General features: G+C 72.3%; 5 protein-coding genes. All 5 read right to left on the bottom strand.

Annotated elements, in window-relative coordinates:
* Positions 1-490: 490 nt before the first annotated feature.
* Positions 491-877, bottom strand: coding sequence for a hypothetical protein (locus WMF33_RS19885; protein WP_437338611.1), 387 nt, complete (start codon positions 875-877; stop codon positions 491-493).
* Positions 878-1329: 452 nt separating this feature from the next.
* Entirely contained in the window at positions 1330-2700 is a 1371-nt protein-coding gene (locus WMF33_RS19880; protein WP_437338610.1) for a hypothetical protein, read from the bottom strand.
* Positions 2700-4079 (bottom strand): LysM peptidoglycan-binding domain-containing protein, encoded by a 1380-nt coding sequence (locus WMF33_RS19875; RefSeq protein ID WP_437338609.1) that lies wholly within the window; start codon positions 4077-4079, stop codon positions 2700-2702. Before WMF33_RS19875 ends, WMF33_RS19880 begins: the two co-directional genes overlap by 1 nt.
* A 154-nt stretch (positions 4080-4233) precedes the next feature.
* Positions 4234-8229, bottom strand: a complete 3996-nt coding sequence (gene pglX, locus WMF33_RS19870; RefSeq protein ID WP_437338608.1) for a BREX-2 system adenine-specific DNA-methyltransferase PglX — start codon at positions 8227-8229, stop codon at positions 4234-4236.
* Entirely contained in the window at positions 8226-13175 is a 4950-nt protein-coding gene (locus WMF33_RS19865; RefSeq protein ID WP_437338607.1) for a protein kinase domain-containing protein, read from the bottom strand. The genes pglX and WMF33_RS19865 overlap by 4 nt, the downstream gene beginning before the upstream one ends.
* Positions 13176-13181 lie beyond the last annotated feature (6 nt).

Raw genomic sequence — 13181 nt, 5'->3', positions numbered from 1 at the left:
CGGAGAGGTGGAGGTCGACGAGACGACAGCGAACCGTGGACGGTATCACGGGCCGAGAGGGCGCCGGGACGACCGCCTCAGTGCGGCCGGCGGCCGGCGAGGCGCTGCGATGGCACCAGGAAGCCCGCCGCTATGCTGCAGGGCCTGCCTGGTCACGCCTGAAAGTAAAGAATCATACAGGAATGCCTGCGGAAGTGCCGTCGGAGGTAAAAGATCATACAGATCAGTCTGCGGAACCGGCCTCGACCGTTGCGCAGCATACAGTACTGCGTGCGGAGACGCGCTTTTTATGTAGTTCGGCATACATTCTTGTCTCCCACGGCGCTCCCGCGCCTCCCTGCGCGCGCGAGACTGCCTGATTTCCTGCGCCGGGGTCCAGCGCCGCAGGGCGACTGGGCGTGTGGCTGAGGTCGCTTGTGGATCCGGCAGCGAGGATGGGGCGCGGAGGCAGGATCGAACCAGCCCAGCGCGGTCAGGCGACTCGCATCCATCACGGCGCGCGGCGGAGCGCGCCGCGCTCCCAGACGTACCGGCCGCGGGCGCCACAGATGCGCCGGTAGGCGGCGCGCACGCGCTGCCCGGAGGCGCTGCTCCCGCCGGGGGCGCCTGGGAGGGGGCTGTTCGCGGCGATCCAGGGGTGGTCACACGAGGGGGTCGTCCCCGCCGTATCGTCGAATCGGAGCGAGCTTCCCTCGACGCGAAGATCGAGCACCACCGAACACGGGATCGGGGCGCCCGGCGCGCACTCGTCGAGCGTCGCGCCGGTGGGGACGTCGAGCACAGCCTGGAGCACGCCGCCCCGCGCTGCGTAGAGGACCGTGTGCGTCACGACGGGCGCCGCGTCGGATTCCGGCTCGCGCGCACGAGAGCACACCATCAGCTCGACCTCCGGCAGACGGAGCGCCTGGTGGCAGGAGCACATGTTGAGGCGCTGAGGCGGGCTCGTGGCGAGGGTCGACCAGCACGAGGCATCGGGACGCCACGCGGCGCCGCGGGCCGCCAGCCAGGCATCCTGGTCGAACGGCGTGCCAGCCGGCGCGCTCGGGCCGGCGGCGGTCGCAGGAGCGGGCGAGACCGACCCTGCATCGCCGAGCGACGGCGGCGATCCCGATCGAGGAGCCCCGGGCGTGCCGGGGCGTGCGGCATCGAGGTCGTTGAGCCCACCGCCGCCCGCCGAAGCGGCTCCGGAGGGCGAGGCCGGTGCCGCCGGCGCGCTCGCCGACGATGGGAGCCCCCCCGTCGAAACGTCGCCTTGGGGAAGGCGCTCTCGATGACAGCCGAGCTGCCCCGCCGCGAGCGCGGCGACGACGAGTGAAACGAGGGCGCGCTTCAAAACAGGGAGTCCTGCAAGAACCGTTGCAGAAAGGTCACGGCGAAGGGACCGGGGACGGCGATGTAACCGCCGAAGACCGCGAACTGATGCCAAAAGTCGACCCTCCCGCGCAAATGTGGGTAGGCGGTAATCACATGATCCCAGAGCGGGTTGCTGCCCGCGTCATAGGCTTTCCTGTTCGGCGGCGTCGCGGTGACCCGCGACACGGGCCCCCGCGCGAACTTCTCGATGCTGATCCGGATCCCCTCGTTCGCCGTGAGCTGATAGCCCCCGGTCATCCGCAGCACCGTGTCGTTCCGCGAGTTGAACCACTGGATCGCGGCGCCTGCGCTGGAGGGTGCACCCCGCGCATCGAACGCGTACACCTCCGAGACGCGTCGCGTGTTGCTGGCGAGCGCGGCCCACATGGACAGCCCGCCGGCGCTGTAGCCCGCGACGCCGAGGCGGCCGAGCTGGATGGCCCCACGGTTCTTCCCGAGGCGTTGCTCCGCCCAGAGCAGGCGGAGCGCGCCGCCGGCGAGGGCAGGGAGCGATGCGCCGGTCGCGGCGCCAAAGTCGGAGCCGCTCGGCCAGGGGTGAAGGATCACCACGGGCTTCCCGCTCCGGGAGAGCGCGTCCTCGAAGCCCGCGCGCAGCCATACATAGGGTCTGTTGCCGTCGCTGGGATCGGGGCGAAACACGTCGCGCCGCCACACATCGGCGTGCAGGTCATCGACCGGCTTGAGCAGGTAGCGGTTGAGCCCGAACATGTCGTGATGAGGCTCATCGACGCGGGCATAAGCGTAGCTCTGAGGTCGGAAGAACACGAGGCAGCCGACCCCGGGCGAAGGCGGCGCGGCGCACGCGGCGGGGACGGTCGCAAACCAGATGAGCGGCTTGCCACCGGTGTATCCGAGGGCGACGAGCTCGGGATCGCCAGGCTGGTGATCGACAACGTACTCGGACGCGAAGGCAGCGTACGCCATCCAGAACGGCGTGATGTTCACGAACTCCGTCCGGATCTGCACCAGCGCGGCGCCGTTCACGTTGGCCATCACCTTCGTGTCCACGAGGGGGTGGCTCTTGACGAAGGCGGGGATGTTCGCCGCCTCCAGCATCGTTCCCCCCGCGACCACGTCGTAGGGCTGCTCCACCTGGAGCACGGGGTGGCTCATCGCGCCCACGCTTCCGACTGCGCCGAACGAGGCCGTGAACGTGGCCTTCAAGACCACCCGCGCCGTCCCGTCGGGGATGTCGAACTCGCGCACGCCGGAGGACGTGGACGCGAGCGGAAGCGGCGTCCCTCCGACCACGAGGCGCACATCGGCCCCCGATTCGGGCAGGAGCGCGTGCCCCGCGTTCGGCCAGGTGACCTTGACCCGCAGCATCAGACCTGCTCCGCCTCCTGGAACACGGGATCCACCTTCCCCTCGAGGGCCAGCTCGACCATGGTCGACCGGTAGACGAGCTCCTCGACGAACGGCGGCGGCGCGTCCAGGCTCGGCGCAGGCAGCTCGAGCGGGATGCTCTCGAGGAAGCGCCATACCGCGTCCAGGCGCTCCAGGAACAGCGCCTCATGGAGCGTATCGATCGCCGCGCGGAGCCACTCCGGTGGAGCTGGCGCGGCGGGCGCCGGCGCATCCGGCGGCGGCGCAGGGCTGGCCGGCAGCGCGACCCACTCCGGGACCGCCTCGGTCGGCATGACGAGCGTGTCCCCGGGGAAGATCACGTCAGGCGATCGCCCTGCGTAGCGCTCCTGGTTGAGCGCCCAGATCTCCCTCCAGCGGGCGCCGTCCCCGAGGTAGCGGGCCGCGATCCGCACCAGCGTGTCGCCGCTCTGGACGACAAGCACGTTGGGCGCGATCCACAGCCCGGCATCGACCGGCGGCGGGGGGATCGGCGGCGGCGGTGCTGGCGAGGGCTCCGGTGCTATCCCCTGCACGAGGGCCTGAGCGCCCGTCGCGGCGGAGTGGAGCGCGAGCATCGCGCGCTCCTCGGCGACGGTGAGCTGCCATGGCCCTGACGGGTCGACCAGGGACAGCTCGGCCCACGGGGATGCCTGGGCGATATGAACCAGGTCGGTGCGCGTCACGAGCAGGAGCTTCTGGGGCTCGGCATCCGGCAGGCTCACGGCGTCGCCGATGCGGCTCGGGACGCGCACGTGCCACGAGTCCCCCTCGGGCAACGGCGCTGTCCGGCGCAGGCCCCGCTCCCGGCCGGCGAGCGCCCTGGCGAGCTCATCGGTGCTGGCAATGGCGGCGCTTCCCCAGCCCGCCGGCACGCCGTCGACGCGCACGCGCCCGCTTCCGTCCGTTCGGCGCACGACCTCCCCTGCGGGCGTGCTCACCCGCATGCTCACGTCCGCGATCGGGGTCTCAAGCTCGTCCAGCAGGACGATCTCGTAGAACGAGAGCTCGGTCCCCGCTCCGGGCGGTCGGGCCGGCGGCGACGTTCCCGGTCCAGCGTGCGGCGCGCGGCCCCCCTGGCCTAGGGGCGCGGCGGACGCCGGGGCGCGGATCTCGCGCAGCGCGACGAGCTCTCCGTGCTCCAGCGCCCGGCATACCCGCGCGGAGATCCGATCGCGGAGCGCTCGCTGGTCCTGCGGGTACAGGCTGGACCCGCCGCAGAGGGTGAGCTCGCTGTAAACCTCCTGAAGGACATGGAGGTTGTCGTTCAGCCGAGCCTCGATGGCGAACGAGGCAAACAGGGGCGGGACGGGCTCGAGGTGGTCCTTCGATGGATCGTCGGGCGCGTGATTCGCGCGCACGAGGTAGATTCGCTGGCCGAAGTCCAAGACCGGCCATCTCCTGAGCCGGGAATCCGTCATGTCGCGGAGCGCGCCCCAAGCAGGATGGCGAGCGAGCCGGGGCGCCGCTCGAAGCTCACGCGGGTTCGGATGTCGTCGAGGTCGGCCCGCTCGATCACGCTTCCACGTCCTCCCCTCCACCGGCGCGGCCCGCTGTCGATGCCACGACACGCGGCCGCTTCTTCTTTTCGACCAGGCGCCCGGCCTCGACCAGCGCGTCGACGGTCTTCTTGAGGGCGCTCGCGGAGAGGCCGAGCTGCTGGCCGAGGTCGGCGGCGGCGACGCCGGCGCCCTCGTCGCGCGCGCGGACCGCCTCGACGAAGGCGTCGAGCGCCGCCTCGTCGGCGGAGGCGCCGCGGGCGGGGCGCGCTGCCCTGGCCGGGGCGCGGGGCTCGGCGGCCGCGGCGCGCTCCGGGGCCGGCTTGCGGCCGCGGGCGCCGGCGCGGGCCGGGCGGCGGTAGGCGCGGGCCTCGTCGAGGGAGACCTCAAGGCGGCGGGCCTGCTCGGCGAGGTAGGCCTCGAAGGCGGCGGCGGTCTCGCCGTCCTCGTCGTGCCACTGCCGCACCCAGGGGAGCAGGTCGGCCATGGTCTGGAGCAGCGGGAGGAGCCGCTCGCGCGCGGCGGCGTCGAGGAGGAGGCCCTCGTCGGTCGCCGCGGCGGCGCCGAGCGCCTCCTCGCGGTCGAGGCGGGTGGCGCGCGGGATGAGCTCGTGGCCGTGCAGGCCCATCTCCTCCTGCCAGAGCTCGATGGCCGCCTGGAGTTGCTCGAGGTGGTTCCAGCCGGCCCAGCCGAAGACGAGGCTGGCCTTGCCGGAGGCGCCGGAGGGGGGCGTCGCCGTCGGGTAGGCGACGAAGCGCTCCTTGGGGACGTCGAGCTTGCCCCGGTGGCGCCAGACGACGGCGGCGTTCTCGAAGTCCTTCTGGTCGTATTTCGGGGGGACCGGGACGTCGAGCTTCTCGCCGGCGTCCTCGCGGCGCTGGAGCTCCCAGGTGCGCTCCCAGAGGCGGCGCTTGGCGATGCCCTCCTCGGTGTAGCGCTGGCAGGTGGCGGAGGGGACGGACTCTTTCTGGACGAGGTCGGCGAGGACAGCCTCGAGATCGTAGGTGCTGGTGCCGGTGAGGACCTCGGCGACGGCGCGGACCTTGGGGTCGGCGTGGAGGACGGCGGCGAGGGCGCGGATGGGGAGAGGGCGAGGGTCGGGGCGGTCGCGGAGGGCGGATTCGGCGCGGGTGAGGAGCCAGGATTCGCAGGCGTCGTGGACTTCTCCATCCCAATCGAGCGGCTCCCAGCGGCGTTTGTACTCGAGACGCTCCAGCAGCTGAAGCTCCTTATTCTCGCTTGTGCAGCTCAAGCGTTGCCGAACGACGCGAGCTTGCATCGGCGCAAGAGAGTTCAGATCTTCAAGCCTCAGAGCTCCCCGACGGAAGCGCTCGTACCATTCAGTACTCTCACCTTGTCGAACCCTCTCGGCCAGCGCAACCTCAACAGGTCTCCCTTCTGGAACAAGCTCACAAATCGTATCTGGCGTCACACAACTCGGCGGACTTGGAAGTCCCAACAGCGCATAAACAAGCCAGTCCAACTCCTCCTGGAGCGCACAGGCCAAGCTGCGACAGCGCTCGAACTCCCGCCGTGTCAGCGCGAGCAACTGAAGCAGTGCGCTCGCGCCGTCATCGCGTTCCACGAGCGAAGCAAACACATGCCTCGGAGCCAAATCGGCAGCTCTCTTGGATTGTTCATCAAGGGCAGACGCCCACGGAAGAAGCGTTCCAACGGGAAGCACCGGCATCTCCAACAGTGCGGTCCCACTAAACTCAAAATTATTTTTCCATTCTTCGGTTCCCATAATTGAGAACCCGCCAGCAACACGCGACCCACCCCCTTCGCCTTTTTTTGTACACACCTGCTTCATCCAGAAGCAGGCCGTCGAGCTGTTCAAATAACCTAGGAGCGCGAGATGCTCTTCCTCAGTCGCGCCCTCCGGCAGCTTAATAAGCTGCGCCGTTCGATTGAATACACTCCCGCCGCGATCAAAAACGAAGTGATTGTGGGTGGCAACAAATGCGAAGATAATAGACAGCGGCACACGAAAGCGCGCCGGAAAAAAGATCGAAAATTCATACCAGAACCGCCCGTGCTCCAAGTGGGTTTTCCCATATGTGTAGCGATTCTGAAGCGAGGTCCGCAGCGGCCACAGCGCACGGCACATTGCCGGCTGGGGCCAGGGCACGAAAGACTGATCATAGGGGAATACACAATGCTCAGGCCCATGCACTGCCCAATCCCTAACAACGTCTCCCGTGACCATGGGTCGCGCACATACGGCGGGTATTTCATGCCTTCGGATCGCGCCCTCTCCCCATATATAAGCATCGTCCTCCATGGTGAGCGCGCCAACGCCAATTATGTCTACCACCTCACCCAACCGCTTTTCCGCCCGCGTCTCCAGCAGCTCCTTTAACTCTGTTGCGCCGCCACCGCCGAGGCTCCAAGGATGGTGGCCAAGCTTGTCGCGCTCCACGTCGGCCACCGAGATGTATTCGTTCCCATAGCCAGCCTCGAGATGGTGTGAGGCGATCGACGACCACACCTTACCCTCCGAAGGCACCGACGGCGTCGTTGGCTCACCGCGACTACCCATCACGACGCGCACCTGCGAGCCGATCCGTCGCCTAGCGCGGCCGAAGAGGATCACCGTCGGCGTCCCATGCCCCGGGATATAGGCGCTCGACGTGTCGATCACCTCGGTTAGGTCGATCCGGGGAAGCACGTCCTCGATCAGCCGCTTGCCAAACTCGCGTTTCATGAACGAGTTCGCCGTGATCTGCCCCGTGAACGCCCCCTCATTCCCGAGCTGGAAGATCCTCTCCACGAACGGCGCCGACAGCGCGTACTTCCCCGACGCCGCCACATACCGCTCCCGGATGAGCTCCCGCTTCTTCGCGTCCTTCTCCGTGATGTACGGCGGATTCGCCACCACCACATCGAACCGCGTCGACGCGAGCAGCCTGTCCGTCTCCGGCTCGAAGAACGACAGCAGCGGTCCCCGCTCGAACCCCGTCCCCTCCGTCGCCACCCCCTGCCGCGCCAGCGCATCGCCGAAGGTCCCCTGCACCTCCCGCCCCGCGAGCAGCGAGTCCCCCACGTGCACGTGGATCTCGACCTCCTCCGGCACCTGCTCCAGCTTCGGGATCCCCGCCTTGTCCAGATAGCTCAGCAGCAGCCGGAACCGCGCGATCGCCGCCGCATACGGGTTCAGGTCCACCCCGTACACCTGCCCCAGCGCCGCCCGCGCGCTCTCCTCTCTCCCCTTCCCCGGCTCCACCCGCCGCCGCGCCTCGAACAGCCGGTCGTAGGCCCCCAGCAAGAGGTGCCCCGACCCGCACGCCGGATCGAGCACCGTCACCGCCACCCCGCGCTCCCGGATCGCCGGATCCAGCGTGTTCTCCAGCAGGAACCGCTCCACGAACTCCGGCGTCTGCAGCAGCGCGTACCGCTTCCGCACCCCCTCGTTCAGGTCCTGGTACAGGTCCCCGAGGTACCGCGTCGACGCCCCGTCGTGCTCCTCCTCGTCCCCCGCCGGCCGCCCGAACGTGAACCGCAGCGCGCCCCCGTCGGTCGCCCGCAGCTCGTCGAGGAGCTCCCCGATCGCCCGCGACGACGGCCCGAGCCGCCACAGCGGCGCCCGACCCGGCCCGAACACCCCCCGGCCGCCGGGCATGAGCGCGATCGCGTCGAAGACGTGCAGCAGGTAGTCGCGCTCCCCGAGGAACTTCATCTGCGCACGGAACTGCGCCAGGCGATCCGCCGCCCCGGGACCCGCCAGCCGGTGCGGCAAATACCCCCGGTCCTCCAGCGTCCGCGCGAACACCGCGCAGAGCACCCAGCTCGCCGCCACCTGATCGCAGAACCCCTCCCGGTAGACCTCGTACGCCTCCCCGGTGCGCCCCTCGGCCGCGTCCCTCGCGTGCGCCTCGCGCAGCGACGGCTCCACCCGTGGATCCGCCGCGCGCTCGGCGAGATCGGCCGCGAGGCGGCGGTGGACCCTGGACATGGCGCGCACGAGCGCGGCCGGATCGGCGAGCGGCGGGAAAGACACGGGTTGGCTCATGGTCTCTGGGCTGGGAAATACGGCGTGCTCGATCGGCGCTTCTCGGCGTGACGCTGGATCCACGCGGCGGGCACCTCGACGATCTCGTGCGGCAAGAGCCCCGGCACCGGGACGAGGCAGCTCCCGGCCGAGGCGCCGACCCGCGAGGCGACGTCGGCGCCGACCTCGACGACGGCGCCCTCGCCCGCGAAGACCGGCAGCACGACGAACGTCGCGAGGCGCCCGGCCGGCGGCGCGGGCGCCCGGTGCGCGTCGGCGAGCCGGGCGACCACGGAGAGCAGGTCGTACCGCGCGAGCAGGCCGAGGCGCGTGAGCACCCGCGGCCGCCCCGACGCGAGCACGGCGCCGACCGAGCGCTCCGCCGCGAGGCGCATCAGCTCCAGGAGCCTCGGCCACGCAGCACCCCCGGGGCCGCCGGCGTCGGCGGCGAGCGCCGGCGCGAGACCGCCGCGGAGGTTCTTCTCGGCCGCGACCGCCTCGGCCCCGTCCACCATCAGCGCGTCGAAACGGACCACCTCGCCGCCGACGCGCCCGGCGACCGCGTGCGCCACGAGCTCCGCGTTGGGCGCGCCCCGCTCGACCGGACGCCCGTCCCCGGCGACCATCCCCCGCCAGAGCAGCACGCGGAACGCGCTCTCGCGCCGCGCGCGCTCGAGCTCCTCGCCGAAGATCCGCACCGCCGTCGCCCCGCGGACGTCGCCCTCGGGGCGCTCCCGGCGCGGCGTGAATGGGACCGGGGCCGCGCCGGCCGCAGGCGCGGCAGGCGCCTCCGGCGCGGCCGAGGGGCCGGGATCGAGGCGAGGCGCGGCGGCCCCCGGGACCGCAGGGGCGGGCGACGGCGGGCCGGCGGCAGGCTCCACGCCCGCGGCTGCGCCCGCGCCGCCGGTCGAGCGGTTGCTCCAGAGCTCGGTCGAGCCCTGGCCCAGCGTGCGCTCCAACGGCACGAGCGCCCCCCTCGCCGGGTCGACGCGCAGGCCGATCCCCCGGGCGAGGCCGTCGAGCGCCGCCGGATCGTCGGGGAAGGGCCCGCCCTCGGGGTAGCGCGCGCGCACCCGGCGCTGGAGCTCGTCGAGCGAGATGTCGCCCGCGATCGCCGCCGCGCTGAGGAGGATCGCCCGCCCGGCAGGCAGGCCCACCGGGTAGAGCTCGCCGCGCGCCGAGAGCCGCGCCCGCGCGGCGGTCGCGACCGCGAGCGCGACCAGCGCGCGATCCGGCAGCGCCTGCGCGAGCTCCGCGCGGCGCGGGTCGATGCCGGGCGCCGCGCCGATCCCCTCGCGCAGGCGCGCCGCCGCCGCGGCTTCGGCGACCACGGCATCGCCCTCGACGAGCGCGTCGGCGGCCCCGCCGAGCACCTCGGCGAGCTCGAAGCCGGCGCGGTCCCACGCGACGAGCACCTCGCCGGACGACGGGCGCGCGACCCGGCGCAGCCGCAGGCGCGCGTCCTCGGGGCCGCCGAAGAGGTCGGCGTCGAGCTCGGTGACGGCGCGCACCAGGGCCTCCGCGCCGCGCCGGGCGGCGTCGGGCGCGAGGTCCGGCTCGGGCGGCAGCGCCTCCAGCACGGCGGCCGCGGCGCGACCGAGGGGGACGACCCCCGCGCTCGCCGCGAGGGCGCCCTCGACGGCCGCATAGACCCGCTCGAGCACCGCGAGCTCGCGCCGCTTCGCCGGCGGGGCGCCGTCCTCCGGCGGGAGCGCGGCGGTCGCGCCGCCGCCGGTCCAGCGCTCGCGCGCCTTGCCGACGTCGATGGAGATCTGCGCCCGCGAGACGTTCCAGGCGCGCGCGAGGTCGAGCATCGTCCCATGGCGCGGGAAGCCCTCGCGGTCGTCGAGGCCGAGGTACTGCCGCACCCGCACGCGCGAGACGCTGCCCTTGGGGCCGCTCCGGGGCGCGACGAGCTCGACGGCCGCGCCGAGCGTGGTCGGAGGCCGCTCGGCGTCGACGAGGCCCGCGAGCCACGCCGTGACGTCCTTCACGCCCTCGGTCGCGCCGTCCCGCTTCGCCCGCGTGACGAGGTTCTTCACCTGCGCGTGCGGCGCGGACGCGACCGCGACGGAGTCGACGAGGCCCGCCTCGGCGAGGCGCCGCGCGAGCGCCGCGCTGAGCCGCCCCGCCTCGGCCTCCTGCTCCACGGCGCGGCGCGCGCCAGCGAAGCCGCGGAGGAACGGGGGCGCGGCGTCCGTCGCGCTGATCTCCAGGTGCTTCCGCACCACCTCGGCGAGCTGGACCAGCGACCGCGCCGTGCTGGCGCCGACGCCGCGCACCCCACCGAGGCGGTTGCTCGAGAGCTGCGCGAGGTCGTGCAGGCTGTAGATGCCCATCCGGTCGAGGGCGTTCCGCTGGCGCGCAGAGAGCGCGAGGTCGCCGACGCGCGCCTCGGGACCGAGCCCCTTCAGGTCGGCCGCGCCGATCGCCGGCTCGTCGCCCGCGCGCTCGTGCTCCGGGACCTTGTGCAGGGCCCGGATGAACGCGTCGCGCATGTCATCCGCGGCCGCGAAGCGATCGCGCGCCGCCGCCTGGAAGGCGCGCTCGAAGAACCGCACGAGCCCGTCGCGCACGTCGGCGTCGAAGCGATCGGGCTCGAGGTGCACCGCGACCGCGCCCGGCCCGGCGGCCGGGAGGGGCGCGGGGCGGAGGCCCGTGAACATCTCGTGCAGCGTGATCGCCGCCGCCCACCGGTCGGCCGCGTCGTCCCAGCGGCCGCGCACCGGGAGCTCCGGGTCCTTGTAGGCGGGGGTGCCGATCCCGAGCTCGTCGGCCGGCCGCTGGGAGAGCGAGAAGTCGAAGAGGAGCAGCCTCTTTCTGCCCTTCTCGGCGCCCGAGGTCAGCCCGATGTTGGCGGGCTTGATGTCGCGGTGCTGCACCCCCGCCTCCTCGAGGCTGCGCAGCGCGGTGAGCAGGTCGTCGCCCCAGCGGCGCGCGTAGTCGAGCGAGAGCGCGCCCTCGGCCCGGATCTCGTCAGCGAGCGTCCTTTCCCCCGCGAGCTGGACGACGAGGCACGTGCGTCCAGCGAGCGTGCGCGCCTCGATGAAGTGCGCGATGCGGTCGACGCCGGGCAGGCGCCTGAGCCGCTCGAGCACCTCGCCCTCGCGCGCGATGCGCTCGTCGTGGGCGTCGGACAGCGGCACCTTGAGGGCGACCTCGCCCTCGCGCGGGTGCGACACCTTGAACACCCGCGCCGTGGCGCCGCTCCCGAGCTCCCCGAGCACCCGGAGATCTCCGCCGAGGACGGCGCCCTTGACGGCCTCGAGCGGGTCGAGCTCGGGCGCCGGGGGCGCCTCGACGGGGGCCGGGGAGCCGCCTTCGCGCTCGCCTGCGGCGTGGACAGGAGCGCCGGGCTCGCGGTCGGCTCCCGCACGCAACGGCAAGGGAACGGGCGGCTCCGGCGCGGTGAGCGCCTCCTCAAGGCGATCCACGAAGTCCAGCGGCGTGGGCAGATCCCGGGTGCGCTCGGTCGCGTCGGAGGAGGTGGCGGTCCAGAGGACGGCGTCGAGGCTCTCGCGGACGCCGCGGGGGAAGAGATCGTCGCGGACGGCGGAGATGAAGAGGCCATGATCGCGATCGAGCCGCTGCGCGAGCTCGGCGGCGGTCGACGCGGGCGGCTCCTCGGCGAGGAGGTAGTAGGCGAGCGCGCCGAGCGAGAACATGTCGCTCGCAGGCGTGACGGGCGCGCCGCGCGCGACCTCCGGGGCCTCGTAGAGGCTCGCCGAGGCGCCGGCGAGCCGGGTGAAGAGCTTCGTGCCCTCGCTCGCGGGCTCGACCGAGGCGGCGAGCGCGAAGCGGGTGAGCTTGACCTCGATCGGCCCGGGTCGCAGGACGGGGGCGCTCCGGGCGCTGCGCTCGTCCTGGTGGAGCGACGGGCCGCGGTGGACCAGGACCGCCTCGGGCGAGAGGGCGCCGTGAACGACATCGCGGCGATGGCAGAACGCGAGCGCGTCTGCGACGCGGCGGAGGATGGCCAGCTTGTCGTCGACGCCGAGATCGGAGCGGCCGCCGTCGCCGCGGTGCTCCTTGAGGAAGGCGTCGAGCGGTTTGCCCGGGAAGCCGCGAAAGACGATCGCGGGCCCGAGCGGCCCCTTCGGATCGAACTGCTCGAGCGCCAGGATGTCCGGGTGGTCGCCGAGGCGCAGCAGCACCTGCGCCTCGCGCTCGACGCGGCGATCGAGCCGCTCTGCGATCTCGCGGTCCCCCTTCGGCGCGAGGTAGGAACGTACGCGGCAGCGCGGCCCCACGCCGCGCGGCACCGCCCAGTGGTCCTGGTAGCCGTCGCCCTCGCCGACGAGCTCGGTGAGGTCGAACCGGCCGTCGACCACGGTGAGGGGCTTGTCGATGCGCCTGAGGCCGAACTCGCTGGCCTGCAGCACCCTCCGGAGGTCGTGGAGCGTCTGCGGCGGCGTAGAGCGGGAGCGGAGGTCGTCCCGCGCTCCCGGGAAGGAGGCGTGGCGGAGGGCGTCGCCGATCCTGTCCCGCCCGACGACGACGTGCGCGAGGCCCGCGTCGTGCAGCCCGAGGTCGGTCCCCTCGGCGTGCGTGAGCCACACGAGCGGCTCGAACCTGAGGCGGCCGAGGCGCTCGGCGACGTCGGACCCGAAGCGCCGGGCGATGCGCCGCACGCGCTCCATGAGCGACTTCGCCTTTGTCTCGAGCAGCGGGAGAGGATGGTCGACGACCTCGCGCCCGCGCTCGCGGGACTGTGTGACGAGGTGCCGCACGTCGCCGTCGACGAGGCGGCCCTTCCAAGACTTCAGCTCGATGACGTAGAGGCAGCGATCCGTCAGCGCGATGGCGTCGACCTCGTAGCGGCGCCCGTCGTCGGTCTGGAACGAGAACAGCGCATAGCCGCCGAACGGCCCGAAGGTGGGCATGGCCGCGCGGAGCCACTCGATGCCTTCCTGCTCGTGGCGATGCGGTGTCGTGCCGACGATCTCGAAGCGCTGGAACGTGCTCATTCTCTG

It is taken from the genome of Sorangium sp. So ce394 (assembly GCF_051474665.1).
GTDB classification, from domain to species: domain Bacteria; phylum Myxococcota_A; class Polyangia; order Polyangiales; family Polyangiaceae; genus Sorangium; species Sorangium cellulosum_D.
This window is presented reverse-complemented; position numbering and strand designations above follow the sequence as displayed.